The sequence below is a fragment of the Tardiphaga sp. 285_C5_N1_2 genome, assembly GCF_052076065.1.
GTDB lineage: Bacteria > Pseudomonadota > Alphaproteobacteria > Rhizobiales > Xanthobacteraceae > Tardiphaga > Tardiphaga robiniae.
In genome coordinates, this window is record NZ_CP197241.1 from 2,932,145 (window position 1) to 2,957,821 (window position 25,677).

The window sequence follows — 25,677 nt, forward strand, 5'->3', positions numbered from 1 at the left end:
CGCTACCTAAAGCGGCAGCTTACTTGCCTGCCGCCTTGCGCAGCGCGTCGTTCATGCGGTCCTGCCAGCCCGGTCCGTCCTGCTGAAAATATTCCAGCACGTCCTGATCGATCCGCAGCGACACCAGTTCGCGCACGCCGGGAACGGCTGCCTTGGCGACCGGTGCCTCGACCGGTTTGGTGGTCGTCTTCTTGAACGCCGCCTCCGCCTCGGTACGGGCATCCTGGAGCGTGCGCGGGCGTCGCGGGGGCTGTGCCATCTCGGTCAGATTCCTTCCAACATTGCCATCGACAGATAGCGCCCGCTGAGCGGCTGCACAATCGCTTCCGCGGTGTCGCTAAAGATGCGGCCACACAAGGGCGCGGTATGGCGGCTACTCGCCTCTGCTGCACGACCGGCAATGTCAGCAAATTTTACAAATGTCATTCATCGTAACAGGCGCATTCTCCGTGACGCACGTGGCATTGCACAAAGGTGACCGCGCTGCGGCGCAAACATGCGCTGACTTAAAAAACTTCAAAGCAACGCATTTGTGTTGCGACACGGTCAAACAAATCGGATTAGGATCGTGTCATGTCCGATGAGACGACGAAGGAGGTCACGATGTCAGCATCAGCTGAAGTCCGTACGACCAAAACGTCCCATCCCGCGCCGCGTGGCAGCGATCTTCCGACCTGCCCCGTTTGTGCCGACTCGATGATTGCTGCCGAGGCGTCGGCCTTTCTCACCGATGACGTCGTCAGCTATCTCTGGACCTGCGATACATGCGGCTATGGTTTTGTGACCAAGCACGCCTTTCGCCGGACGGTCTGCAACTAGCGCTGTTGTGAAAAAACTCTAACTTGGCCATCCAATGACTTTTTTGGCCACGATGCACCGTCTGCGGTGACCATTGCTGGATTTGCTTCGGAAAACTTTGGAAATCAAAGCTAGCCGAGGGCGTCAGGCTTTAAGGCGTGAACTCTCAAGAATTCAGCGAAAACGCAGGCCGCCCGCTCTGTAGGCCCACCCGCTCCCGGCATCGCTCGCGCCAATGATTGGCCAGATGGTCTTCCGTCGGTGTGAGCTGATCGAGGATTCTTTCCGGGCAAAAATCGACGACCGGTCCCTCGCTCTCGGCCACGTCCTTAACGCGGTAGCGGTCGGGACCACCTTCTGGATCATGCCGGATCAAAAGAACCACGGCTTCCACGGCGCCCTCGTTGGCTACTGCAGCGTAGCCGACCGCTGCGAAGTCACCCTCGTTGATCCCGCCCACCTCGAGATCAACCACGTTGCCGTACCCTCGCACGACCCACGCTTCGAGCGCCTCTGCGATGTCTCCGGCAATCCTGATGTCTTGGTAGCTCATGTTGTCCTCCCATTGCTGACACCAACATGCTGGCAAGCCACGCATGCGACAAAGCCGACGGAGTGTGCGGCCCGATATACGCGGAGCACGTTGTAGATCCGCTCAAGCACTGAGCGGCATTTGAATCAAAAGCGCGCAAATTCATTTGGTCGTCCGTTGTTGGGATCGTCGCCCGCGGAGATGCGATGCCTTCGCAACTCCATCCTACGCTCAGGGCTTGAGGCCGCAGCTCGGCTAAGCCAGGGAGGCAACCAACAGTGAATCCGATGCGATTTTCTGACGAGACCCGGCCACCGGGATCGCCCCGACTTGCCTGGCAATAGGGATCGTCGACCGCGCTCGCGTCCGCCCTTATCGGGCACGGCCGCCGTGGCCGGTTCGCTGCTGTGCGCGCGCAAAGTAGTGACGCAGGATCTCCAGAGCCTCGCAGCCACTTTTCATATCGCTTCCCGCGGGCGGATGAACGAAAAGGTAACCTTGGCTTGTCTCAGTTCCATTTGAAACTTGATGGTGTCTAATTAAGCAGAGTAGAGCCCCAACAGTTGACCAAAAGGCGCTGGAGTTTCCGTGAAAGTTTCACTCGCCCGTTTGAATGAGGCCCGAGAGTTGCGAGATATCGCGCTGACGCTGCTCGATCGCCACGGGATGAATGTCATCCTGGTGGACAGGCACAGGCAGATTAAGACCCGTCAGCATCACGTTAACGACCTGAAGATCATGCAAAGCGCGCCAATGGGCGAGCAAATCCTGGACGTCTATCATGGCCGAAAGGTCTTCAGTGTAAACTGGAACGATGTTGATGCGCTCGACGTCGTCGCGTTCAAACCCGGCGAATGGCGTCAGGTGCTGCGCGCGTCCGGCGATCAGTCCTCGAAATTGTCCATCAACGGCGCTCCCCAGCGTGTTGTCAGCGGCGTCATCTCCGTGACGAACGACCAACTGAATTCCCTTCAGCCGGACGAATGGTTGCAACCGCTCCACACCATGACCGATGCAGCCGCAGAAGCTTCCCAACAATCGCGGCCAGGCGACGCATCCTCCGTGAACCATACTGATGCCTATGATGGGCTATCGCATCGCATCCGTCTCGAATTCGATCCCGTCTCGCGGTCATTGCGCGTCGTTAAGCTTGAACGCACTGACGTGTGATTCTGTCACAGACTTGTGCAGGCACCGGCTTCCAGCATCATGCCGGACCGGTACCGATACCAGATTCCGCAAATTCCCATTGATCTACGTTGCTGCCTAGGTTTCGGTCGCCGACCACATGGTGGCGAGTTCAGCAGCCGCGATCCAATAATGGGGATGGTGGACGCGGCGGTTTTGCCGGTTTCTCGCCGCGACAGCAACGCATCGGTACGCGTGGCAATCTAACCCGTTCCCGGCGTATGCGCTCAGCCTTGCACCCTCTGTCCCTCCCCATTAACCTCGTGTTCTCACCAGGCATAAAGTGCCGGTAGGACTTGAGAGCGTTTTTGCACATTTTCATCGACGAAACCGGAACCTTTACGGGTATTGGGCAATCGAACGCTATTTCAGCGATCGGAGCACTTATTGTACCCGACGCGCGCCTGCGAAGTTTGGAGCGTGAGTACCGGAGAGTCAGAAGATACTTTCCGCTGCACGACGGAGAGGTGAAGGGGAAATCGCTAGGCGAGGCCGACATTGTTAAGCTGATGCCAATTCTCCGGCACCACCATGTACTCTTTGAAGTCGTCGCTATCGATCTCGGACTTCACACCGAGGATGGGCTTCGCAAAAATCAAACAGCTCGCGCCGAGGCGATGACTGCCGGCCTCACGACGGAGCATCACCCAAATCTAGTCGAAACTGTGTGGAAAGCTCGTAAAGAGCTAGAAGGGTACAGCCAACAACTTAATATCCAAAGCGCCCTCATTTTCGAGCTAATGAGGACGATCCTGGAACACTCGACGCTTTACTACAGCCAGCGGAGACCTAAAGAGCTTTCAAACTTCCATTGGGTGGTAGATGCGAAAGGCGATAACGAGGTCCCTACTCCGTGGGAGAAATGGTGGTCGATGTTCATTAAGCCCGCACTTCAATCAAAATTTGCGGTTAACCCTTTGGCATCTATTAAGTGCGGCGACTACTCCCACATGGATCGCTTTCATATGCGTGAGATATCCGAATTTCATAGGCGGGTTTTGAACCCGCAGCCTGACGGACCACCTCCCTTAGACCTCGGTAAAGTTCTTTCAGAGAGCCTCCGCTTCTCGTTCCTTCCTGAACCGGGACTGGAGCTCGTCGACATCTTGACCAATGCTACGCGGCGCGCGCTCCGCGGCAACCTTCAAGCCGAAGGATGGAGGGAGATTCCATCCCTCATGGTCAACCGTAGTCCCCAAAACATACACCTCGTGTCACTAGATGACAGTGTTCCTGAAACAGCCCACCTGCCCTACGGAAAGGTGGTGCGAGCATTTGATAGGGGCGCTCGTTCGATGCTCACTGCCAAAAACGACCGAGCCGACTGGTGACATATGCGAATCTAACGCCAGCCCCTCCAAGCCAGCCATGAAGCCGCCGTAACCAGTAAAGGGGTCCATAGCGACATCACGAACAGGTACATGTAGCTTGGCCACTTCCCGTAGGCCTTCACCAGCACCGGGACGTGATCGAGCAGCTCGCCCAGGCCCGGCCTTATCAGGGGTAACTTCCGCATCGCCTTTGATCCCACAGCCCGCTTTGAAAAGGTGCAAATTCTCTTTGCCAAATAGCCAACGCGACAATCCTACCCAATGGATGCTTCCAGAAATGGCAAAGTCATCCAAATCTGATGGATACTTTGCCAGCATCCATTGTCCGACCGGGGACAAAGATCGTCCGAAAATCGCCAATCCCTACCCACACCTATTCGCTCTCTCGTCCGGATTTCCGGAAAACCCTTCCGGCCTAGCGGAAACTTACTCCGGTCTAAAAACCGACGGCGGTTTTATCTCAGACAGAAAACTGCTGGATCTCGCAAGGCACCGACAAATATTCCTATTAGATTCGGGCGGAAATATGAGGCTTATAGTCTTATCAGAAAAATGCCCACAGCGGCCACGGCAATGAGCCAAGCAGCCAGCACAGCAATCGGGGCAATCCTCAGGCGAGACGGATTAGAATTCTGCATGGGCGGAGATTACGGACACGCAGGTTCGTTTGCGCTGCACGCCTCTCAAGGAGCCGACGACCTTCATCACCTTGCCGAAGCCACAGGTGCTGCTCTGGACGTAGACCACGGCGAAAGGGTTCAGGGTGAGCGGCTCACGGGCGAGGATGGGTTGGGCGGACGCCTGCCCTGCCCACAGCAATACGATACCGAGAATGACCGTACGCATACGCAACCCCATCACCCAATAAGCGCTTATAATACGTAAATTGAGATTTAGTTGCTTTGCGAAATCGTCGCACCTATCGGCGGGCAGCACGTTCCGGAAAAGCCGGCGCATGAACTCCTCGCTGTAGACCGCACCTTCTCGGACCGGCGCCCTATGAATGTATCGAGGGCCACAGTGCTCCGGCACGGTTGAAAGCTGTTCTCTCGCACCTTCCGGCAGCACGAATGGTTTCACGTCCTCCCGCTCCTGGAGCTTGGCCCTAGCAAAAGCCCGTTCAACCTCAGTGAGAGGTTTGAACGGGTCGTTCGAGAACGCGAACATTATCGGGCGCCCTTGCCCTCTCACATCCGCTTATCGGCCCGGACGGCCGCCTGGCTGTTGAGGTAGATGCCGACCTTCTTGTAACCGGCCTTCATGCGCTTCCAGCCGGTCACGGCATTTCCTCACTGCTCGCAACATCGCTGCCATTCGTCAGGCAGAGGCAAAGGTTGAAATGCTAAAGCAGTAGCGACCGCGGCTATGTGCAGGTTTCAACGGCAATTCGGCATATAAATAGGCTCTCGTCCTTGTGGCACCCATGTCGTAGGCCGCTGAAATCGCTCGATTTACGAGAATCAATGGCAAAACTCGCCTAACTTCTGAGCAAGTGCCTGATTATGAAACGCGCACTGCACCACGATCGCATTGCGCGATTATTGGCATTGCATGACAGTGGGAATCACTCGATGTGAGTTGGAGACCCACACAATGTCTCGCGATCCGATACCAGAAATTAGATTTGAGTGGGGCCGAGCGAAGGTTCTCGCCAAGGGCTGCGACGCGATACAGGCTATCAAGTGGCCTCTCCGTGCGATCCTCTGCGCGGTTGCTTTTCTCATACTTGCCTTAAGCATCACTGGACACTTTGCGATCCCTGCCCTGGGGCGGACGTTCGCCGGTTTGTTTTAAGCGAAGAGATTTTGGTCTATCGCATAAGCCGCAGCCCACGGCATCCGCCTCATCTTCCTTCAACAGAACGCCCCAGCGAGCCTGCGCCGCTGCCTGCATGTCCGGCTTGTTGGCGTTACCCTTCCTGGTAGCGTGGTCTTTAGTCGAGCGAGATGGATCGCCGACCACGGGAGCCCCTCCAGCTCGCAGGCGAGTACGGCAGCTCCAAGCATGGGTAAGAGAGCTTTGACGCTAGAGAACTGTCCAGAAAACGGCTCCTCAATGCACACCCCGCCGCAATCCGGTCCCGCAAAGCGATTGATGATACTGGCGACACCGACCGTGCGACTGCCGATGTTGCTTTCAAGCCGAATTGTCTGGGCATCAAGATCTCCATCCGTGAATACTCTGGCAACCCCAAGAGTCGTCCCCAGATCCAAGCCGAGAATAAATTTACGGCCCAACGACGGCGGCTTCGCTTGGTTTTCCAACAACGATGAGTGGAAGCTTCCGGCCCTTGGCCGAAACTAACGCGTTGACCTTCTCAGTCAGACTCACAGGGAGTCGTAGAGGGACCGTATGCTCGCCGTAGCGACCGCTGCCAACATGACGGCCAGCGCGGCGGCGAGTTCCGCCTCTTGCCTCTGGTCGTGTGTGTCTGTCCACCATTGAGTGATTCTGCTCTGCATATCTGATCCTGGCAATACGCTCTTGATGATCGGGTGCGCATCCGCTTCGCTACGGCATGCGCGTGCTTTCAATGACGATTGCGGCGGCGACGGCTGTGGCGCTCATTGCGACCGCAGTATTTCTGATGTCCGTTGCGTGGCTCTAGGCAAGAGCAACAAGGGCAAGCCCAGCACCATCAAGAAAATGACGAGGACACCAAGTCCTAGGTTATCGTCGCCCTCTACTTCTCTTCGGGCCGTCGGTTCGACCGTCGGCATTTTTCGGCCTGACAATAAGCCAGCCACTTATCGACGAGCCATTCATCACCATCGTCATGACCCTTCTACGAGGCCGCTTGAAGCGTGCGCGCTTCGAGAGCTTCCATGTATTGAGTAATAGCTCTGTTTGAGAGCAGCAGGCGGCTCCTTACCCCCTGCCGGATCATGGTTTCAACCGAGCGGAGCAGAATGTGCGAGCAGAACTCTGCGTCCTCGATCTCGCCTGCCCGTTCCAGATAATCCCATGCAATCTGAATCGCCTCTTCCATGAGGACAGCGAGGTGAACCAGTCGGCCAAGGTTGTTTCTCATGCCTATTCAAACGGCACAAATTGGATTCGTTCCGCGCAAACGGGGAACACACGATTAAACCGGAGGTTACGAACATATAGATGAAAGGACCGACCATGAGCGCCGAGAAAACAAACCCGCCAAGCGATGACGACCGCGATAAGCAGGACTGGGGTAAGCAATCACAGAGTAACGAGCCCTGGAAACAGAACGCTCAGAATACCACTGACCCGAGCCTGCCTGATACGCCAAAGCCGGACTTGGAGAAGTGGAAAGACACCAACACTCACTGATCAACAAAAAAGCCCGCCGCACCGGAGGACTCCAATGCGACGGGCCGTTTCGAAGCCACGTTGGGGGGCAGCCTCGCTGATGGAATGTGTGGTTATTAGAAACGTTCCGCGACACGACCTTCCGCTTGTTGAGCAGCAGCGATCTTGGCGTCCCGCTCTCTCTTGGCTTCGCGCACACCCTTGAAGGTAATGCCGATCTTGCGGCCCATAACCCTGACCGACGCCGTGTTGCGGTTCAGTGCTGCCGCCACTCGTACAGGAGAAGCTCCTGCCTCTGCCATGGATTTCAATTTGGCGAGTTGGTCCTCGGACCATGCAAGCTTGTTGGTCATCTTTCGCACCTGAAATGAAAGCATAACGCCAACGCTGTCAGCGGGTTCCTAGTAGGGCGGGCGCCTCATCAGCTCAGGCAAGCGCGAGATGCCCTTAGCAATCCGCCGGGCCTCGTCACGTGACAGGGACTCGTTGGCGTATTGGTAGTTACGAGCGTGAAGGTCTTCCCTGTGCAGGACGACGCAGATCATGAAGCCGTTCGCATCCTTCACGCGGAAGCAGTCCCTATCCTCTTCCGCCACCCAAGGCGCCGGAAACCGCCGGAGGTTGTCCATCACATCCTGCGATGGTCTGGTACGCCCCGAAGGGCTTTGCCGCCGGGATAGGTCCGCTGCTTCAGCCGCTCCTCGCCGTTCAGCCGGTCGCGCTCCTGGCAAAGCCCCTCGACCTTGTCCTGCATCCGCTCCAGAAGGGCGACGGCGGACGCGGTACTGATGCCGGCCTTCTGGAGGGATGAGATATCTTTCTGTTGCCGCTTGATCTGCACGCGCACGCGCGCGATCTCGGCCTTAATGTGGTCGAGTGCCATGAGCCAATTCCGGATGATGGCGCATAGAACAAAAAGAGAACAAAAGAGTCAACCGGAATCCAGACGTGAGGGGTCGCACTGCTTGAGCGGTAAAAGTTTTGGTGGCTTGGGTATCCTGCGGGGGTGTAAATTCAGGCCGTCGTCGAGAGATAGTGATGCTGCCCAACACCGACCACATTACCCGCCCGCACTGTGCGAAATGCTCGACGCGTACCTATTTGATGCGAAGATCGCCGATGGCTGAGGGCGTTGAACTCAGGACATTTGAGTGCCCAAACTGCGGGGAGATCATCGAACAGGTAGCAAGGCCACCGTTTGAGACTCCCTCTCCATGGCCGAAGAGCTAGCCCATGTTCTCGAATGTCCGCATCGCGGCGACAATGTTCTTGCCGAGATATGGCTTGGGAATAAACAGCGCGTTGGCCGGTATACTCAGTGGCCGAACCTTGCCGGTCGTTATGATGATGTGGACGGGCGGCCAGCGGTCGCGGACAGCGGCAGCGAGCTTGATACCGTCCATTGAACCCGGCTGTCGATATCGGTGAAGACGAGATGGACGTCCTCGCGCGCTTCGAGGACCGCAATGGCCTCATCAGCAGTGCCGACCTCAATCACCTCGAAGCCCGCGTCCGCCAGCTCCTCGCAGACAACATCCCGGATGAGGACTTCGTCTTCGACTACTAACACTATCGGCATTGGCACTCCCGAAGGTGGGCGAATGACAGGCCACAACTGCCGATTTGAAGCTGTGTAGTCTAAAATCGTTCCGTCATTAATCAGGGGGATTTAGACCTGAATTCCGCCACCCCTTGGCGCGCTCTTCCGCTTCATCTTTTATCTTTTTGCTGGAGCCTTCCGACTTCCCTCCGGACTTTTCGGTGGGGCCTTTTTCGGACTGGCTGTTAAGGGCATCGTCTCGTCTTGTGGACATGACACACCTCGAGTTTTTCAGCCCAAATAATGCGGTTCCCCAGCAGGAGTTCCGCGGGCCAACTAGCCTGCCAGCCTCAGCAGTTCACGTTTGCGTTCAAGGACATGGTGCCCGCAGGCTTGTCGGACGTTGCGCAGACGCGCACGAAAAACGTGAAACCGCACAGCACAATAAACTTGTTATCCTCCGCCGGAACTCGCAACGCGTTGGTCGTATGTGGGAGGACGGCCGTTTCCCAATCTTTGATGCGATGCCTTGAGCAGAGCGCTCGACATCCTCGGTCAGATCGGATTTGCAGGTGACGCGCGCTCCGACCCATTGGCGATGCGTTGGCTGCAAAACAGCTTGTGACCTGAAAGGCTATTAGGTCCGCATCACTGACCATTTAGTGGCGCGACCAACACACCGGCGGACCGAAATGATCGTCCGAGTTGCGCGACACAATTTCGGCTACTTCCGCCAAGCAGATGATATGGCCGAGAAACGGCGAACAATGCGGGTCTATGGGCTGAAGATGCCGACGCGAGTGTAGAACACCGACAGCGTCCTGACTTGAACATGACAGCGTTCGAATGCGCCTTGAGGTGCCACGATGACGTTTGCGTGGAGGGTTCGAATTGCATCACGACGCCATGTGGCGGCGTGTTTGCTCGCGTTCGCTGCATTGATGGCAGAAGCATCTTCCGGGTCCGCGCAGGTTTGCCCAACGCCGCCGACGGCCAACGGAACGCCATGCACTGTGCCGTCTGGCACGACCCTCAATGTCACTCCCGCAGGCGCCGTAGGCCTCAGCGCTTCCAATGCGGGGCAGATAACAGCGAACGGAATCACAGAGAACCTCACTGCCGCGACGACGACAGGTGCCCTCGCCCAATCGGGCAGCCGAATTATCTTTGATGGCAGCACGCTCCGGACCACGGCGACCACGACGGCGACATCGGCCAGTGAAATTGGCCTCCGCGCCACAGGCTCCGGAAGCCGGATCGACGCGACAGGGTCGTCGATCACCATGGGACCGCCGAACGGCACCACCACTGCCAGCAACATGACTGGCGCGATCGCGGAAGCAGGCACCGCCATTACCCTCACCAACACATTCCTGCAGATGCTCGGCGGCGGGAACGGCTTGAACAATCGCGGCATCGTGGCGACCGGACTTGGTAGCACGATCGGCATATCCGGCGGCGGCGTTTCGACAGCGTCTCGCGGTGCTATCGCGGTGATGGCCGAGGGCGGCGGTATTATCAATATCGGAAACGCTGCGGCGATTTCGACGACCGGCGTTCAGAACACCGTCGGTCCGATCGGCAGTCATGGATTGTTTGCAACAGGAAGCGGAAGCCAGATGGTTGGAAGCGACATCTCCATCAGCACGTCGGGCTTATTGGCGAGCGCAGCGCGCGCGGAGAACGGCGGCTCGATTTTCTTGATGGCGACCGCAATCAACACGAGTTCGACGGCTTCGGCGGACACTGATCCATCGTCGGCAGCGCGGGTGCTGTCAGGTGGTTTCATTGAGCTTCGCAACAGCACGATCACAACCACAGGACAACGCGGTAACGGCATCTCGGTGCAGGATCAATCGCATCCGTCTTCGATACGACGATTTCCGTGTCAGGAACCCGAGCGCCTGCCGCTTTGATCTTCAATGGTGGTACGGCCCAGTTCACTAATAGTTCGCTGTTCTCCGCGAACAATACGGGCGTGCTGGTACAGGATGCGGGTTCGACCGCGACGTTCATCGACAGCACCATCAGAAGCACCGCTGCGGTCGGTTACGGCCTCCGTGTCAATGCTGGGGGAAGTGCGGAGATGAGCGGCGGATCGGTCACCACGGAAGGACGCGACGGTCCCGCATTCGCCGCCACGAACGGATCGATCGTCGCAAACAACGTCACCATCGTCACCCGCGGGCCGGACAACGCGATGGGCGCGCTTGCAGACCTTGGCGGCAACATTACCTTGAACGGCGGCTCAGTGACGACGTTTGGCGATTCCGTCAGGCTAAGCGCCTATCCTCATGGACTGGCCGCGCGTAACCCCGGTGGCATCCTCATGGCCAACGGCACCTCAGTTTTAACGCAGGGTCTAGTTGCCATGGGCGCCGTCGCTGACGACGGCGGCACGATGATCCTGAACGGCAATTCCATCCGAACGCTCGGCACCAGTAGCATTGGCCTCTACGCAACCGTCGAGCAGGCGGGTGTGCAATTCCCCGCAACTTTGAACGGATCCGGCATTTCCGTCGAGACTTTCGGAGAGTTGGCGCACGGGGCCGTATCAGTGCAGCATTTCCTGGTCGCGCCGTCCGTCATCACGCTCGACAATTCCTCGATCACGACTCATGGCAATCTCTCTGCGGGCCTGCGGGCAATTACGGCAGGCACGGTCAACGCCAATCGCACGTCCGTCCTCACCGAAGGCCTCGGATCGAACGGTCTCCATGCACGCGACCTCGGATCGTCGGTCAATATCAGTGCCACCTCGGTTCTCACGACGGGCAACGTCGGCAACGGCGGGGTCGCCGAAGGCGGCGGTCTCCTGACGGGCATCAACTCTGCGGTCCGTGCCACAGGTGCCAACGCGATGGGCCTGTATGTCGCCGGCGCACCGGGGCAAGTCTCCAACGCCAACTTCACCGGGAGCAGCATCACCAATATAGACGGCCCGACCATCGGCGTCGGCGGCAACGGCAACGTTTCACTGACGAACTCCTTCGTGTCCGGCAGCGGTCAGTGGCTGCGCGTCGGGACCATCGCCAACTTCTCGCCGCTGAGCGCGCCTGACTCCGGACCGCCCGGCATCACCGATCCGGAAGGCACGGAAATCCCGATCATCTTCCCGCCGCCCGCAGCCCTGCCCGTGGTCCCCGGTCTTGCCAATGTGACGTTGTCCAGAACGACCGTCATCGGGTCCGCCTTCACCGCGCCCGGCAGCGTCTCGAACGTCACGCTGCTCGACAACAGCACCTGGATCATGACCGGCAGTTCCAACGTCACCAATCTGGTCAACGATCCGAGCCTGATCCAGTTCACCCCGCCGACCGGCGACGCCAGTCTGCTGTCGAGCTACAAGACGCTCACGACCGTGAATTACGTCGGCATCAACGGCATCATCGGTCTGAACACCTATCTGGGCAACGATAGCGCGCCATCGGACCGCCTCGTGATCGACGGCGGCACTGCGACAGGCCTGTCACCGCTGCGCATCGCCAACACCATCGGCCGAGGCGATCTTACCCGAGGCAATGGCATCCTTGTGATCGATGCCGTCAATGGCGGCACGACCGCGCCCGGCACCTTCGTCCTTGCGGGTCCTGTCTCGGCCGGACCGTATGATTACACGCTTCACCGCAGCAGCATCGTTGACGCCAGCAACCCCGATGACTGGTATCTGCGCTCCCGCATCAATTGCGCGCTGGAGCCGACGAACCCGGCTTGCGCCCAGCCCACTCCCGATCCGGCGAATTATCGGCCGGAGACGTCGCTATATGCAGTGATCCCATCGATGGCTTTACTCTATGGGCGTTCCCTTCTCGATACGCTGCATGAACGCGTCGGCGAAGAGGAAGACCAGCGCAACCGCCCGAACCCTGAGAACGGCAAAGTCGGCTGGGCGCGCATCATCGGCGTCACCGGGCACCAGAACGGAGACCGGCTCGGCATCTTTGGCAGCGGGCCGCAGTACAGCTATTCGTTCGGCGGACTTCAGGGCGGCATGGACGTCTATCGCCACGACAAACCGGACGGCAGTCGCGACCAGGCTGGTGTCTATTTCGCCATCGGCAACGATCGCGGCCGCGTGACGCATATCAGCGGGGTGCAGGGCAACAGCAACTTCGATGCCTACAGCCTCGGCGGCTACTGGACCCACTTCGGGCCACAAGGCTGGTACACCGACACGATCCTTCAGGGGACGTTCTATGACGTCGATAGCAGCGCCCATCGGGGACTGGCGACGCTTAACACCAGCGGTCAGGGTCTGGCAGCATCGGTCGAGGCCGGGCATCCGTTCCGGTTTGCGGACGGCTATTTCATCGAGCCGCAGGTGCAAATGATCTATCAGAGCATCGCATTCGCAAATGCGAGCGATGGAGCCGCCTCCGTCCGCTTCGACAACGCCGACTCCTTGCTCGGCCGCATCGGCGCCCGCTTCGGCCGCACCTGGTCGATCGATGGCGGGCCGCGCAGCGTAACTGCATGGATTCGGCCCAATCTCTGGAACGAATTCCGAGGCAATCCGATCACCTCATTCTCATCCGAAGCGGGGTTCATCCCCTTTCGTGCCGATCTCGGCGGCCTGTTCGGGGAGATCAACATCGGTGCCAGCGGGCAACTTTCGGCGGACGTCAGCCTTTATGCCAACGCGTCCTACCAGGCCCGTTTCGACGGTGCGGGATCTGCATATGACGGCAAAGTAGGAATGCGCTTTGCTTGGTAAGCGCCTGCCATCATGCGAGATGTATCTCCCAAGACCGTTCTGACGGCGTCTTGCAGTTGCAATTTTCATAGATGCTTTGCGCGTCAATTCAGTGTTTCAGCCGCATTTCTATGACATCGATCGCAAGCAAATCGGTATATCGACGCTCGACTGTTTCGACGTAATCGTCAGCAAAGTGTGCCCCGCTTTCCTGCGACATCGCTTGCCAAGCTGCTTGTTTCTCAGCGCGGCACGACAATATTGCTAAGCGCGAGACAACGAGAGCGCTTTCCGTACTTTTTGCGTATCGGGTTGCTGTGGCGTCGGCACAGGCCCGCCATTTCTTGATCGCAGGTTTCGAGTCTTCCTCTGCTGTCGCGGCAAAAGAGGCAAGGCATAGGATAGCAGCAAGCATCGGTCTGTACATTCGTTTGCTCCTCAGGTTGCCTTCGAGATCAAGGAAAAACCATCTTCCAGTCCTGCTTCATGTCGACGACTGTCCAGCCCTTCGCGGTGCCTTCATTCAGCGCCTTGTCGAGCTTGCCGACCTTCGACTGCCGGTCATACGCGTACTCTCGCTCGGCGTCGGTATGATGCACAATCCCCATGAAACGCGCGCCTTTACCGGCCGCCGTCCATTGCAGCATCTGGAGATCACCATCGGAATTGCCGAATGCAAAGATCGGACGGCGGCCGATGAAGCGGTTGATGCCTACAGGCTTTCCTTGATTGTCGTCTACGAACTCGATTTTGGATGTCTTGCGCAGCGCCGGTTTCCCATCCGCGCCCATCTCGAATTTGACGACGCCACTGGAGCCGATCACCTGTTCGGGCGGAATGCCGTAGACCTTTTCCATCCATGGCCGCATGAACTCGACCCCGCCGCCAGAGACGACGAAGGTCTTGAAGCCGTTTGCCCGAAGGTAGGCCAAAAGCTCCAGCATAGGCTGGTACACAAGCTGCGTGTAGGGACGGCCGAAGCGCGGATGCCGCGCGGTCGAGATCCATTCGACGACCGACTTCGAAAATTCATCCGTAGTCATGCCGCTATGGGCGGCGGCGACGATCTGCAGCATGCCCCTTTGCCCCGAGGCCGCCAGCGCTTTCATATCTCCGTCGAGCAATGCCTTGAAGGGCTGTTGCTTCTTCCATTCCGGATGCTGCGGGGCCATCGCCTTGACACGGTCGACCGCGAAGGCGGCCTGGAAATAAGCGGGCTGTTCGGACCACAGCGTACCGTCATTGTCGAAGGTGGCGATACGCTCGGCGAGGGGCACGAAGTCCGGACCGCCCTCCGTCGTCACCCGCGAGACGAAATCCGTAATGGACTTCTTGACCGCACCATCGTTCCACGACTGCAGCGGATCCGTCGACGGCTGCGCGGCGGCCAGGTCAATGACCGACAACGCGAACAGGAGGGCCAACAGGCGTCGTCTGGTGGGCATCGTCAATTCCCTCCTACCGGCTTCGCCGGCGCTGCGCCTGTCTCGCGCTGCCGCCCGCGCACTTCCTCCAGATCGCGATCGAGGAAGTAATTGAGGAAGGTACGGATCAGCGCGACCGCGGCGATCCGCCCTGTCGCGTTCCAATCGGTCGTGATCGAAGTCTCGACGATGTCAGCGGCAAGCTGGAACGTCAGCCCCGCCACCAGCCAGCGTGCATAGCGCAACCAGACGTCGCGCCGCTCATGCCCGGACGGCGACCCCAGCATCGCACGCATGCCGCTGAAGAAGGCCTCCACCGTGCCCACGACGATGATGACGAGCGCCAGCGCATCAATGAGGACGATGGCGTTCTCGGTCGCATAGATCAGCCACTCTTTCATGCGTCTTCATTCCCGCTTCGGACTGAACGTCGCCCCGACCGGCTTCGAGCGGACGATGTCTATGCCGTCATCGTCCGCTGTCGCTCCACGATTGCTGCGCGCTGTTCAGTTCTTCCGGCCCCCCTCCTGCAACGCCTGCAATGCCTTCTCAATGCTGAGTGATCCGGAAGCTTGGCTTGGCGGGTAATCTTTGAAGGTAGCGAGGAACTGACCCATGATACCCATGGCGGGCATCATGACCCACAGTGCCTTCCCCCACCATTCGCCGTAGGACGTCGACTCGGTCTGGTATCGCTCCCACGGGTCAACGCGCAGGTTGGTTACGAGCGGGACATTGGTAGAGTCTTCCTTGCCCGTGAACAGGTTGCCGACGATGGTCTTGAAGGTGATCTTCCACTCGTTGTAGCGCACGGCCATGAGGTCGGCGTTGTCGCTGAAGTAGAAGAATTCCCGGCGGGGACTTTCCGCTACCTTTCCTTCGAAGAACGGCATGAAATTGTAGCCGTCGAGATGGTTCTTGAAGGTCTTCTCTCCGGCCTTGTAGCCGGTGAGCAGCTTCGCCTTCAGATCCGGATCACCGCCGGCCGCCGCGACGAGGGTCGGCATCCAGTCTTCGGCCGACACGATTTCGTTGATAATGGTGCCCGGCTTGATGACCCCAGGCCACTTGACGAGCATGGGGACCCGGAACCCCCCTTCGTAGACAGTGCCTTTCTCGCCGCGGAACGGATGATTGCCGCCATCGGGCCAACTGAAGATTTCAGCACCATTGTCGCTGGTGAACATCACGATCGTTTCGTCGGCAATGCCGAGTTCGTCCAGCTTGGCGAGCAGCTCGCCTACGACCCAGTCCAACTCGGCCATCGCATCGGCAAACAAGCCATAGCCGGTCTTGCCGTCCCATTGTTTGGACAGATGCGTCCAGGAATGGCACCGCGTGGAGTTGTGCCAGAGGAAGAACGGCTTCTCGGCCTTCACGGAGCGCTCAATGAAGTCGCATGAGCGCTTCACCAGATCGGCGTCGATGTCCTCCATGCTCACCTTTGCGGTGGGGTCCATGCCCGGATGCGGCGGAAGTGGACCGGCGTCGGTGATCTTCTGTTTGCCGACGCGGCCCCAACGCGGATCCTCCGTTGCATCGTCGACGTCTGTAGCAACGGTACTGATAATGTTGCGCGGGCCAAACTTTGTACGGAATTTCTCGTCTTTCGGATAATCCGGGTAGTAGGGTTCTTCCATTGCATTCAAGTGGTAGAGGATACCGTGGAACTCGTCGAAGCCGTGGACCGTAGGCAGATATTCGTTGCGATCGCCCAGATGGTTCTTGCCGATCTGCGCTGTCGCATAGCCGAGGGGTTTAAGGAATTCGGCGATGGTCGGATCCGAGTCCTGCAGGCCCTGTTTCGCCGCCGGCAATCCGACTTTCAATAGTCCCGTCCGGAACGGCGTCTGCCCCGTGATGAATGCCGCGCGTCCCGCAGTGCATGACTGCTGTCCGTAGTAGTCGGTGAAGAGCGCGCCCTCGCGCGCGATACGGTCTAGGTTCGGAGTGCTGCCACCCATCATGCCCCGGTGATAGGCGCTGATGTTCCAGATGCCGACGTCGTCGGCCATGATCATGATGATGTTCGGCTTGCTGCTTTTGGCCATTCGATCAACTCCCATTCCTACATCTGTCGAATTCGAGGTCGCTTCTGGTCTCAAACTGATTGTCGTCTCGACGGGACGCGTCGGCGCTCCACTTTCAACCGAACGGCCCGACCTGGAACATCATGCTGACGATGGCGGCGATGCCGATGAACAGCAGGATTACCGCGGTGATCAGTGTCAGCGACACCGGAAAGCCGCTCTGGGCGTGGATCAACCCGTCGGCAGCCATCATCTTCCGCTCTTCACGCAGTTGGACCATGAACTGCAGGTGATAAATCAATCCGCCGATCAGCATCAGGATGCCGAGCGCCACCAGCGTCACGCCGAAATTGCGCGCGGGAGCGCCGTGCGTGATCACGTTCTGGTCGCGCAGTTTCTCGAACACTTGCGAGATCGTGAAGCCGAACGAGATCAGCGACAGTGACGTCCGGATCACGGACATCAGGGTGCGATCCGCGCTCATGCGCGTCCTTTGAAACGACATCCCGGTCCGACGCGACGACAGTTCGACCGATATCTGGTCGGCGGGGGACTTGGAGGACACGCTTTCGATCATCGAACGTCCTTGTGTTACATAGCCTTGCCCGTGCCCGTTCGCGCGAACCACCAACGAGCAATCAACTCGACGATCCATCGGAAGACGAAATATGGAATGACAGCGAGCATGATCGCCATCATCAACGCTTCCACCGGGTAGAAACGGTCGAGCACTTTGAATTGGTAGATCACGTCCATGCTGATGCCGAGCAGCACGATGCGCGCGACGGATGTTACACCTTCCCGCAGCCGCCCCGTGGAGGCGTTACGGTCCCACCAAGCCGACCAGAAGAACGAGCGGTGGCCGAGCCGTGCATCCCGGATGCCGTCGGGGAGTGCCGCCAGCAGCGCCATCGTCGGCTGCAGATAGAAGCGGAACGTCATCGGTCCGTGGAGGCGCTCGAAGATATCCACCCAGAACCGACGGTGGATTTCCATCGACCACCCGTATCGGTAGGCGCCGAGCAACAGGAGGACGACGGACAGCACGATCGCGGCGGACGTCAGGAGGCGCGCGAACGCTGAAGTAGGAGCAGCCGTCATGTCATGCCCCGCACGACACAGCGAAATCCCAGATGGCTGGTTGATGTGTCCACCTGCTCCGCATGCCGCGCCGCTGGCCGGTAGCGGCGGCAATAGTTCGGCGCGCACAGATGCGACCCGCCCTTGATGACCTTGCGCGGAATCCCGATGTTAGGCTGGGCCGCGTCGTAGCTGCCCTCTTCCCGAGCGCCGCGCGGGTTTTCCGGAATACAGCAGGCCTTGGGCGCATCAGCATCATGCTTTGGCGCATACCAGTCTGTCGTCCATTCCCAAACGTTGCCGATCAGGTCGTGAACGCCATAGCCATTCGGCGGGAATGCCGTCACCGGAGAAGTGCGCTCATATCCGTCCGTGTTCACGTTCTGACGGGGGAACTCACCTTGCCAGGTGTTGGCCATATGGACCCCGTCCGGCGTGAACTCGTCGCCCCATGCGAATTCAGCACCGTCGAGACCGCCGCGCGCCGCGAATTCCCATTCGGCCTCGGTCGGCAGGTCTTTGCCCGCCCACTGCGAATAGGCCAAGGCGTCGGCGAACGACACATGCACGACCGGATGATGATCGAGGACGTTGATGTTGCTCTTCGGTCCGTACGGATGACGCCAATCGGCACCCTTCAAGAACTGCCACCATTGGCTCCAGTCGCGCAGATTGGTCACACTCTGCTGCGGCGCAAACACCAAAGACCCGGCGTACAGCATGTTCGGCAGCGCACCCGGATAGTCTTTCGGGTCCGGCGGAATTTCGGCAAACGTCTTGTAGCCCGTCGCTCTGACAAACGCCTTGAACTGGCGGTTCGTCACAGGCGTGCGGTCGATCCGGAAGCCCTCCACCTTTACTCGGTGAACGGGCGCTTCTTCCGGGTAATGGTCATCGGATCCCATTCGGAATATGCCGCCCGGAATCCGGATCATGTCCGAGACGTCGACCGGCCGTTCAATCTGTTCCGGAGGGGCGTCCGACAGTGTCATGACAGGCTGCTCCCGGCATCTACCGGCAATAGTCCCAGAAACCTTGGGTGCGCGATGGGTCCGTGTAGTACCAGCACATCCCGGGTGCCGGAGGAGTGCCTGCCCAGGCTGCAGCAGTCGCGGCGGTTACGACTCCAATCGCCGCTCCCGCCGCTATCGCGCCTCCCCTGGGCCAGCCGTAGGGACGAGCCCATCGAACCCCGCCGCCGGCATACCCGGGACGCACCACGGCTCCTCGGCGAACAACCGTTCTACTGTGATACACGCCGCCTCTTGGGCCGACCGCCGTTCTCGTACGCACCGCAACGCCTCCGCGCGCCCGCACCTGCGTTACGTCACTGTCATTGCGAATTTGCTGATGGAGGCCGGTGTCTGGGCTGAATGCAGATGCAGGTGCAGCATTCCACACAACGCAGGCGCAAAAAATCGCGACTGCGCACGTTGATCTAGTGGAAAGTTTCGGCAGACGACCGACCCGCCGGATAGAGTCCATCACGAACGAATGCATTTTCGACCCTTTCAAGATGCAGCACACTACACTTCAGGAGAGCTATCTCGGGATATCGCTTTTGTCCGCAATCGGACGCAGTCATCTTCGGATTTGCTCCAGTCTGCGCATATTATCTCGGACGTCAATCATGCAAATAACAGTTCCATTTGGCGGATGCGCTGCTTCTCAAAACGAGTGGGTGAATGCGTGGTCAGTTTTACTCAATTGGACGCGTTCCCATCTGTGATGACTGAAGCGGACCATCGTCCATTGGAAAAGTGTGCCGGTTGAAAGAGCGCAGAAGCTGTGAATACATGGTGCCACTCGATTTGCCATTGAATCGAGCGTTCTATCATACGGTAGGGGTGCCAGATGAGACGTGCGTTCGGTGCTGCGGCTCTTGCGTTTATTGCGCTCTCGTGCGCCCCACGTTCTGCGAGAGCCGCTGAAGGAGCGACAGGCGCCTATTTGCTGGGGACACGGGGGCCTGGCGCCGGCATCACTCCTCCACCAGGCGTGTACTTCCAGGACGACACATACTTCTACAGCGGAAAACTGGGTGGCGGCAGAACCTTGCCCACGGGCGGCCTGCTTGTCGCAAATGTGTCGCAGGAGACTTGGATCAACCTCCCGACAACGATCTGGGTGACGCCCGCCAAGATCTTTGGTGGCGACCTGGCATTCTCGTTGACCACGCCCTTCGGAGAGCCGCGCGTAAACGCAAATCTCTTGGTGAATTCGCCGCGCTTCGGACCGATCGGCGTCAACGCAGTAGATTCCGAACTGGCTCTCAGCGATTTCTTCATCAACTCCTTCGTCGGCTGGCATTCCGGAAATTTCCACTGGCAAGTGGGTGTCGGCGGTGTGATCCCGTCCGGGACTTACGTGCCCGGGCAGCTCTCGAACGCGTCGCTGAACCGCCCGGCCATTGACGTCTTCACGGCGCTGACGTGGCTCGATCCGACACTGGGCTGGGATCTCTCCGCAAGCGCGGGCTTCACGTTCAATCAGCCCAACACGGCTACGGACTACAAGAGCGGCGACGAATTTCATCTTGAATGGGCGGCCACGAAGTACCTGACCAAGGAATTCACACTTGGCCTGGTCGGCTATTATTATCAGCAGTTGACCGCCGATTCCGGAAGCGGCGCTCGCCTCGGGTCATTTGAAGGGCGCGTCGTCGCTCTCGGCGGATCGATCGGCTACACTTTTGAAGTTGGCAAGCTTCCCATTTCAACGCGGCTCAAGGTCTTCCGCGAATTTGCGGTGGAAAATCGGATGGAGGGCACTTCCGGCTTTCTGACAGTGTCCTTACCGATCGCGATGGACGCGAACGTTCGCGCCGGAGCGGTCAAATCGAAATAATGCTAGGCAGCCCAACTTGGGCTGCCTCACGCACATCTTGCGGTGAATTTCAGCGGCAACCAGCGCCCTTTGTGAGGCCGGTTTCTTCAATCACCACGCATGAATGTCCCGGATCTCCTTCTGGATAAGGGACACCGGTCGGGAGCAGGAACGTGACGGAATGAGCACCGTGCAAGCCGGACGGAAATCTGGTCTTCTGTTTGACGATGTACTCACCACCCTTCGCACGCACCAGCGCACCGGACGAGAGTCGAGCGATACATCGGCCATATCGTTAGGCATGATCGCCTGAGGTCCGCGATTGTCCCAATTGATGACCACACCGCTCCAGGTGTTCTCAGTAACGATGCCGACGTCGCCTGCGTCGTTCTTCCAATGGACGCGGGCGCCAATTTTCAGTTTTCTCGATTGATCGTCGGTCATGGCCTTTTCAGTGAACGTCATTCCCGCCTCCTCTTAAACGGCACTACGTCATCATTGGCGAAGGCCGCTCTGGCGCGTGGTGGAATGTAGTAAAGAACGACACGAAGTGTCCCCAAGCGTACCACAGGTCATTCTGCCAGTCGGAGACCGTGCAGCCTGGTGCCGAGCACACGAATAAGGCGCGTTGCCTAATCAGAACTGTTCGCTCACTATAGGAGACCTCAACGCGCGTCCAATAACGGAGTTTAGATGCCTAAAACTGTAACGATTGCAGCAGTCACTCATGATCTCTCGCGAAGGCGGTCCCTCGTCACTCTTGCATGGGACGATACACCTGAGAAAGCAGTGTCGTTGCCAGTCACATTCGGATGCAGCTTGGATGATATCCAAAAAGAAGCAGAGTGCGCCCTGCGGGAACTGTCGGCTGAGACCGCCAGTATAAAAGTCAATCGCCCGAACTAGTCAGACTGTGCCTCGCTTCTGACCGACGAGCGAAGAGCAAAATGGCCGTTAAGTGTATCATCGCCAACATCGTGGCGCCGCAGCCTGAAGTCGCTCGCGCCTTCTGCGGCGAGATGCGGCGCAGCGATCACAGACCAAAGCTCAGGCTATGGTGAGTCAGGATTCTGCCTCGCGTTTCGAACGCGGCCCAACCAGAGGAACAATCCCGTTAGCGATCCAAAAGGCAGAATGATCCATCCGATGGCAGCCGAGAAATCTCGACCATCAAACGTGGCGCTAAGAAAGCCCCACGCGAGCCAGAGCAGCGGCGCGGCGAAAAGGCCGGCAAGCATCTGGAACACGTTAGGATTCACCGGGACTTCCCATGCTCTTGCTCTGCTGACCAAAGAACGAGACCTTTCCGGCCGATTGTAATATTGAAAAAGCCCGACATGTCGATGAGTATTCTTAGGAGAGTTGCATTGCTGATCGCAGCAGCGGTTCTTTTCGCTATTCTCGACGTGATCTTTGCGATCATCTGTATGTTTATCCACTCTAAACTTTGGCTGGGACGGGTCGATATCGAAGCCTACCACACGGCGGCAGTTCTGGTTTGGCCAATGCTGCTGGGGGGATTAGCGTCATGCGCAGGACTCTGTTGGGTGTGGAATCGGTCTGGCGAAGATAGAGCCAGCCCGCTCCGGCAGAGCGATACAGATCCGGCACGATAGATCCGCATCGAGGCGACGCCCGGTCCAAGCAACCAAACGGCGACCGCCCCAATGAGGGCCGGTGACCAAGGTGAAGAATTCAAGATGCCTACTATCGTCGGAGCGCTTATTTTCTTGGTACCGATCGCCCTTCTAGCGGGCTACGGATCGAAGCTTGCAGCGTCACGCTTATCCGCAAGGTGGGTTTGGTTGAAGATCCTTGTTGAGGCGGTTATGCTAGCCGTTTGCTTATTTGCCTTCATCGCAGCGTTGCAATTTTACCAAGGCGGCCATGATGAGCTCGGCTTGTCGATGATATTGGTAACGCTCGCGGGACTCGGGGTTCTCGTATGCGGCAGCGCAATTGTCGGCAACCTCGTAGGAATGCAGCCGCGCCCCTGACCATCCCCGACGGTCGGCTAGCAGTCTTTTGTCTCATGTGTTTCGCCATCTTGATAGCGTACATCATGGTGGAGAAATACTGGGATTGCTCTTAGTCGGTATTAAACGAATAGGCCGCTTGCAGGAAGCCGCCATAGCGCTCGGTGCGGGCCGGCAGGGTCTGACACGGACATGGCGTGCCGAAGAAATTGGTCTTGGCATCCTCCGTGGCCCACATCGCCCAATAGCGCGCGCCTGCACCGACGGATAATGACGGCGTCACATAATATGAGAGGATCGTTTCCAGCTGCACGCCCCTGCCTTCGCCGCTCTCCGGCGAACGGGTATCATATGCGTTGCGCAACACGTGGTCGTCGACGCCCGAAAAGCGAACATAAGGCAGATAGGCCGCATCGCCGGTGAGTTTCAGCCGATCGTTCAGCATGACGACCCCGTTAAGGCCGACTCGCAACGAATGCCACGTATCGTCCTCCGTGATCGCCAGCGTCGATCCAGGGATCGCCGGCACACAAGGTGCCGCGACGGTCGCGTTGGCGATCTGCGTGCAGCCATAGGCCGATTTGTTCTCACGATAATAATTGTAGCCGATGAACGGGCCCACATTGACTCCCGGGCCGCGGATAAACGCATAGCCGACATCGGCCGTAGCATAGGCGATACTGCCCTGCACGGGGTCCGACACCGTGTTCGAATAGGGAACACCGTAGCCGGGCATCCAATCCTCGTCGTTCATCTTGCCGCTTAGCAACTTGCCGCCGCCGATGAAGCCCTTGAGGAAGAAATCGGCCAGGCCATCGACACGACCGAACACTTCGCCGGAGACCGCCGGACTCTCATAAGTGAGTCGCGAGTTCAGGATGTTCTGCTGTGCCGGATCGGTGCCTGCACCGAGATCCTTCTGAAAACGACCCGAAGAATACCAGACGCGTCCGCCGATCTCGATGTCGCCGCGCATGCTCGGATCTTCAACACTTTGCGAGCCGCGCAGATGCATGTTCTCGGCATCGTCCCACCGCGCATCGGTATCGCCGCCGAACTTCATGTTCAGCCCGACTTTGACAGTCTGGATGTTCTGCGAAACGCTGGTGCTGCCTGGTGGCGTCGTCCCATAGAGCGCAAAGGGCGGAAACGGCTGGAAATAGCTGCCGGGCGTCGACATGCCGAAGCTGTTGAAACCGGCATAGTCGTATTCCACCTTCACCGACCAAGCTGGTGCCACCGCCCGTTCGATGCCGACGCCTGCGGTCCAGCCCCATTGGCTGTTCTTTGTGCCGGTCGAGAGGTCGATCGGGTTGGTATTGATATCAATCTGCTGATTGAGCCAGGCGACGCCACCTTTGGCATAGAGCAAGGTGCGTCCGGCCTCGCCAGTCGCCAAGCCAACGCGCCCTGTTACGGTGCCCAGCGCGTTCTGCCGCACGCGGCAATTGGCCGACAGGAAATAGCCGGATGACGCAAGGCACGTATTGGTGCCGTTGGAGCTGACCGCGCTAGTATCGGCCTCGACGCCGAGCACCAGATTCCGGGTCGGCTGAAAATTAAAGCCTACCTGCGCGCCTCCCAAAGCCGTCGGCGTTCTGACATCGCCGCCATAAACGGCCGGGCCATTGCTATCTGTAAATCTGGATTGTCCCAATCCGCCGCCGATATGGACGCCGAGATAAGGTCCGGCCCATGTCCAAACCGCGAGGGGATAAGGCTGACCGTATTCCGGCAAATCCGCAGCGACCGCCTGGCTTGCGCCAAGCAGCAGAGAAGCGACGACAACAGATACTCTGGTCATGTACCCCACTCGAACACCGCATCAAGATTGGGCGCAGCTTCGGCGAGATTCGTTAAATTTCTCCTTTACGATCCGCTAACTATGTTTTTTAGCAAGACGTCAACGATGACAGACCGGCGACGCGCTTTTAAACCCGCGCAGGACCAGACGGGCCCCGTCCGGCGCACTCACGACTAATGAACGAGGAAATCGTGGTTATGAGAATGCTTGTCATCGCAACCGCTGTCTTCGCCGCAACATTGCAGCCGGCTAACGCATGCCGCGATCCGAAAAGAAACACCGACACGCTTCTTACTAGCCTTCCGCCTGATTACGATCGCCACTCCGTGGCAGCCCAGGTAGAGATCGTTGCCGTCAACGCACCTGCGCATAATATTGATACGCAATGGTCTCCTGAAGTGCCGTCCGGGTCGTGACCGCTATTAAGGGGACCAAGGTCGGAGACCAATTTATAGTCTCAACGGGTGGGACATCCTGCGACAGCTTCTTCGATCGCAAAGGTGACTACTCCACTTTGCGCCCCTTCATCGTCGGCGGCTTCGTTGAAACAACGGCTGATCGAGGTGCGGTTTTCCTTGGGAGGTGGTTGACCGACCTAACAACGGGAACGCTGCGGCCTGCCCCTTAATGCTTTACCCCAAAAGACCGGACGCTGCTCGGTTGCGACATAGCCGAAGTGTATTTGCCATTTGTGATGATTTGGGATGACGCCTTCGGATGGTGCGATCCACATACGGATTCCCTCTACAGCCCGACGCACTGGATGGAGCAGCCAGCCCCTCCGCACTCGTGAGCATGTCGTTCAGTGGTCCCGGCTGGAGCCCAAAAACGATAGGGGCCGCGAAAACGCGGCCCCTGATATGATTTACCAGCGGCGCCCGCCGCGCCAGCCCCGGTCCCACCCGCCATAGCGTGGACCGTATCCATACCGTGGACCGTATCCGTATCGGGGCGCATAACCGGGGGTGCGGAAGCAACGTCCGAAGCGGTCGCAAACTAGCCTCACCTGCTCAGTGTTATGTCCGACACCTGCGCCGGTTGCCAGTCCGAGCGGCATCGCCGATGCCGCTCCTGATACTGCCGTGCCTGCTAGAGCGAGCAGCCCGAAAATAGCCAACTTTAACTTCATCTGGTATTTCCTGTATTCAAAAGCCCCAGTCACCACTTACCTGT

Annotated in this window: 24 protein-coding genes; 8 read left to right on the forward strand and 16 right to left on the reverse strand. The window is 58.5% G+C overall.

Annotation, left to right across the window (positions count from 1 at the left end; all coding sequences use genetic code 11):
• Nucleotides 1–19 precede the first annotated feature (19 nt).
• On the reverse strand, nt 20–259 hold the full coding sequence (locus tag AB7951_RS14030) for a BrnA antitoxin family protein (protein ID WP_068730761.1): 240 nt from the start codon (nt 257–259) through the stop codon (nt 20–22).
• A 344-nt stretch (nt 260–603) separates the two neighbouring features.
• Between AB7951_RS14030 and AB7951_RS14035 the strand changes: the two genes are divergently transcribed.
• Complete coding sequence (locus AB7951_RS14035) at nt 604–819, forward strand: hypothetical protein (protein WP_068730943.1); 216 nt, start codon at nt 604–606, stop codon at nt 817–819.
• A gap of 145 nt (nt 820–964) precedes the next feature.
• Here the strand turns inward: AB7951_RS14035 and AB7951_RS14040 are convergent, their stop codons facing one another.
• Nucleotides 965–1,351, reverse strand: coding sequence for a hypothetical protein (locus AB7951_RS14040; protein ID WP_439071674.1), 387 nt, complete (start codon nt 1,349–1,351; stop codon nt 965–967).
• 567 nt (nt 1,352–1,918) lie between these two features.
• On the opposite strand from AB7951_RS14040, the gene AB7951_RS14045 reads away from it, so the two are divergent.
• A complete protein-coding gene (locus AB7951_RS14045; protein WP_441255834.1) occupies nt 1,919–2,500 on the forward strand; it encodes a hypothetical protein in 582 nt (193 codons plus the stop codon).
• 326 nt (nt 2,501–2,826) lie between these two features.
• Nucleotides 2,827–3,849 (forward strand): hypothetical protein, encoded by a 1,023-nt coding sequence (locus AB7951_RS14050; protein WP_439071672.1) that lies wholly within the window; start codon nt 2,827–2,829, stop codon nt 3,847–3,849.
• A 624-nt stretch (nt 3,850–4,473) separates the two neighbouring features.
• On the opposite strand, the gene AB7951_RS14055 is transcribed toward AB7951_RS14050, so the two are convergent.
• Entirely contained in the window at nt 4,474–5,016 is a 543-nt protein-coding gene (locus tag AB7951_RS14055) for a hypothetical protein (RefSeq protein WP_441255835.1), read from the reverse strand.
• Between the two features lie 1,618 nt (nt 5,017–6,634).
• Nucleotides 6,635–6,880, reverse strand: coding sequence for a hypothetical protein (locus AB7951_RS14060; protein ID WP_441255836.1), 246 nt, complete (start codon nt 6,878–6,880; stop codon nt 6,635–6,637).
• 95 nt (nt 6,881–6,975) lie between these two features.
• Here AB7951_RS14060 and AB7951_RS14065 point away from each other — a divergent pair, with 95 nt between their 5' ends.
• Complete coding sequence (locus AB7951_RS14065) at nt 6,976–7,152, forward strand: hypothetical protein (protein WP_439071669.1); 177 nt, start codon at nt 6,976–6,978, stop codon at nt 7,150–7,152.
• Between the two features lie 95 nt (nt 7,153–7,247).
• Here the strand turns inward: AB7951_RS14065 and AB7951_RS14070 are convergent, their stop codons facing one another.
• From AB7951_RS14070 to AB7951_RS14080, 3 genes are all read right to left on the reverse strand, one after another.
• A complete protein-coding gene (locus tag AB7951_RS14070) occupies nt 7,248–7,484 on the reverse strand; it encodes a hypothetical protein (protein ID WP_439071668.1) in 237 nt (78 codons plus the stop codon).
• A 275-nt stretch (nt 7,485–7,759) separates the two neighbouring features.
• A complete protein-coding gene (locus AB7951_RS14075; RefSeq protein WP_439071667.1) occupies nt 7,760–8,014 on the reverse strand; it encodes a hypothetical protein in 255 nt (84 codons plus the stop codon).
• Between the two features lie 343 nt (nt 8,015–8,357).
• On the reverse strand, nt 8,358–8,534 hold the full coding sequence (locus AB7951_RS14080; protein WP_441255837.1) for a hypothetical protein: 177 nt from the start codon (nt 8,532–8,534) through the stop codon (nt 8,358–8,360).
• Between AB7951_RS14080 and AB7951_RS14085 the strand changes: the two genes are divergently transcribed.
• The 3 genes from AB7951_RS14085 (at nt 8,534) to AB7951_RS14095 (ending at nt 13,385) form a co-directional block, all read left to right on the forward strand.
• Nucleotides 8,534–8,698 (forward strand): hypothetical protein, encoded by a 165-nt coding sequence (locus tag AB7951_RS14085; RefSeq protein WP_441255838.1) that lies wholly within the window; start codon nt 8,534–8,536, stop codon nt 8,696–8,698. The genes AB7951_RS14080 and AB7951_RS14085 overlap by 1 nt on opposite strands.
• 986 nt (nt 8,699–9,684) lie before the next feature.
• Nucleotides 9,685–10,587 (forward strand): hypothetical protein, encoded by a 903-nt coding sequence (locus AB7951_RS14090; protein ID WP_441255839.1) that lies wholly within the window; start codon nt 9,685–9,687, stop codon nt 10,585–10,587.
• A complete protein-coding gene (locus tag AB7951_RS14095; RefSeq protein WP_441255840.1) occupies nt 10,557–13,385 on the forward strand; it encodes an autotransporter outer membrane beta-barrel domain-containing protein in 2,829 nt (942 codons plus the stop codon). Before AB7951_RS14090 ends, AB7951_RS14095 begins: the two co-directional genes overlap by 31 nt.
• A gap of 88 nt (nt 13,386–13,473) precedes the next feature.
• Here the strand turns inward: AB7951_RS14095 and AB7951_RS14100 are convergent, their stop codons facing one another.
• The 7 genes from AB7951_RS14100 to AB7951_RS14130 all read right to left on the reverse strand — a co-directional run bounded on the left by AB7951_RS14100 (nt 13,474) and on the right by AB7951_RS14130 (nt 18,890).
• Entirely contained in the window at nt 13,474–13,791 is a 318-nt protein-coding gene (locus tag AB7951_RS14100; RefSeq protein ID WP_441227943.1) for a hypothetical protein, read from the reverse strand.
• 28 nt (nt 13,792–13,819) lie between these two features.
• The gene (locus AB7951_RS14105; protein WP_441256115.1) at nt 13,820–14,809 is read right to left on the reverse strand and encodes a haloacid dehalogenase-like hydrolase; all 990 of its coding nucleotides are present in this window, start codon (nt 14,807–14,809) and stop codon (nt 13,820–13,822) included.
• A 2-nt stretch (nt 14,810–14,811) separates the two neighbouring features.
• On the reverse strand, nt 14,812–15,189 hold the full coding sequence (locus AB7951_RS14110; RefSeq protein ID WP_439058297.1) for a DUF1622 domain-containing protein: 378 nt from the start codon (nt 15,187–15,189) through the stop codon (nt 14,812–14,814).
• Nucleotides 15,190–15,294: 105 nt separating this feature from the next.
• Complete coding sequence (locus AB7951_RS14115; protein WP_441255841.1) at nt 15,295–16,839, reverse strand: sulfatase-like hydrolase/transferase; 1,545 nt, start codon at nt 16,837–16,839, stop codon at nt 15,295–15,297.
• A gap of 94 nt (nt 16,840–16,933) precedes the next feature.
• Complete coding sequence (locus AB7951_RS14120; RefSeq protein WP_439058295.1) at nt 16,934–17,395, reverse strand: YidH family protein; 462 nt, start codon at nt 17,393–17,395, stop codon at nt 16,934–16,936.
• A 14-nt stretch (nt 17,396–17,409) separates the two neighbouring features.
• A complete protein-coding gene (locus tag AB7951_RS14125) occupies nt 17,410–17,919 on the reverse strand; it encodes a hypothetical protein (RefSeq protein WP_439071661.1) in 510 nt (169 codons plus the stop codon).
• The gene (locus tag AB7951_RS14130) at nt 17,916–18,890 is read right to left on the reverse strand and encodes an SUMF1/EgtB/PvdO family nonheme iron enzyme (protein WP_441255842.1); all 975 of its coding nucleotides are present in this window, start codon (nt 18,888–18,890) and stop codon (nt 17,916–17,918) included. The genes AB7951_RS14125 and AB7951_RS14130 overlap by 4 nt, the downstream gene beginning before the upstream one ends.
• 862 nt (nt 18,891–19,752) lie before the next feature.
• Between AB7951_RS14130 and AB7951_RS14135 the strand changes: the two genes are divergently transcribed.
• Nucleotides 19,753–20,745 carry a SphA family protein gene (locus AB7951_RS14135; RefSeq protein ID WP_439071659.1) on the forward strand — a complete coding sequence of 331 codons (993 nt, stop codon included), beginning with the start codon at nt 19,753–19,755 and terminating at the stop codon, nt 20,743–20,745.
• A 90-nt stretch (nt 20,746–20,835) separates the two neighbouring features.
• Here AB7951_RS14135 and AB7951_RS14140 read toward each other — a convergent pair whose 3' ends face one another.
• A complete protein-coding gene (locus tag AB7951_RS14140) occupies nt 20,836–21,189 on the reverse strand; it encodes a hypothetical protein (protein ID WP_441255843.1) in 354 nt (117 codons plus the stop codon).
• Nucleotides 21,190–22,812: 1,623 nt separating this feature from the next.
• A complete protein-coding gene (locus AB7951_RS14145; protein ID WP_441255844.1) occupies nt 22,813–24,504 on the reverse strand; it encodes an outer membrane beta-barrel protein in 1,692 nt (563 codons plus the stop codon).
• Nucleotides 24,505–25,677: the final 1,173 nt, after the last annotated feature.

Excerpts from the sequence above, each read along its gene's own strand:
- AB7951_RS14030 (WP_068730761.1), bottom strand. The coding sequence starts at position 259 with ATGGCACAGCCCCCGCGACGCCCGCGCACGCTCCAGGATGCCCGTACC.
- AB7951_RS14070 (WP_439071668.1), bottom strand. The coding sequence starts at position 7,484 with ATGACCAACAAGCTTGCATGGTCCGAGGACCAACTCGCCAAATTGAAA.
- AB7951_RS14145 (WP_441255844.1), bottom strand. The coding sequence starts at position 24,504 with ATGACCAGAGTATCTGTTGTCGTCGCTTCTCTGCTGCTTGGCGCAAGC.
- AB7951_RS14060 (WP_441255836.1), bottom strand. The coding sequence starts at position 6,880 with ATGAGAAACAACCTTGGCCGACTGGTTCACCTCGCTGTCCTCATGGAA.
- AB7951_RS14080 (WP_441255837.1), bottom strand. The coding sequence starts at position 8,534 with ATGGACGGTATCAAGCTCGCTGCCGCTGTCCGCGACCGCTGGCCGCCC.
- AB7951_RS14055 (WP_441255835.1), bottom strand. The coding sequence starts at position 5,016 with ATGTTCGCGTTCTCGAACGACCCGTTCAAACCTCTCACTGAGGTTGAA.
- AB7951_RS14040 (WP_439071674.1), bottom strand. The coding sequence starts at position 1,351 with ATGAGCTACCAAGACATCAGGATTGCCGGAGACATCGCAGAGGCGCTC.
- AB7951_RS14035 (WP_068730943.1), top strand. The coding sequence starts at position 604 with ATGTCAGCATCAGCTGAAGTCCGTACGACCAAAACGTCCCATCCCGCG.
- AB7951_RS14065 (WP_439071669.1), top strand. The coding sequence starts at position 6,976 with ATGAGCGCCGAGAAAACAAACCCGCCAAGCGATGACGACCGCGATAAG.
- AB7951_RS14130 (WP_441255842.1), bottom strand. The coding sequence starts at position 18,890 with ATGACACTGTCGGACGCCCCTCCGGAACAGATTGAACGGCCGGTCGAC.
- AB7951_RS14125 (WP_439071661.1), bottom strand. The coding sequence starts at position 17,919 with ATGACGGCTGCTCCTACTTCAGCGTTCGCGCGCCTCCTGACGTCCGCC.
- AB7951_RS14110 (WP_439058297.1), bottom strand. The coding sequence starts at position 15,189 with ATGAAAGAGTGGCTGATCTATGCGACCGAGAACGCCATCGTCCTCATT.
- AB7951_RS14140 (WP_441255843.1), bottom strand. The coding sequence starts at position 21,189 with ATGACGTTCACTGAAAAGGCCATGACCGACGATCAATCGAGAAAACTG.
- AB7951_RS14115 (WP_441255841.1), bottom strand. The coding sequence starts at position 16,839 with ATGGCCAAAAGCAGCAAGCCGAACATCATCATGATCATGGCCGACGAC.
- AB7951_RS14105 (WP_441256115.1), bottom strand. The coding sequence starts at position 14,809 with ATGCCCACCAGACGACGCCTGTTGGCCCTCCTGTTCGCGTTGTCGGTC.
- AB7951_RS14075 (WP_439071667.1), bottom strand. The coding sequence starts at position 8,014 with ATGGCACTCGACCACATTAAGGCCGAGATCGCGCGCGTGCGCGTGCAG.
- AB7951_RS14135 (WP_439071659.1), top strand. The coding sequence starts at position 19,753 with ATGAGACGTGCGTTCGGTGCTGCGGCTCTTGCGTTTATTGCGCTCTCG.
- AB7951_RS14100 (WP_441227943.1), bottom strand. The coding sequence starts at position 13,791 with ATGTACAGACCGATGCTTGCTGCTATCCTATGCCTTGCCTCTTTTGCC.
- AB7951_RS14120 (WP_439058295.1), bottom strand. The coding sequence starts at position 17,395 with ATGATCGAAAGCGTGTCCTCCAAGTCCCCCGCCGACCAGATATCGGTC.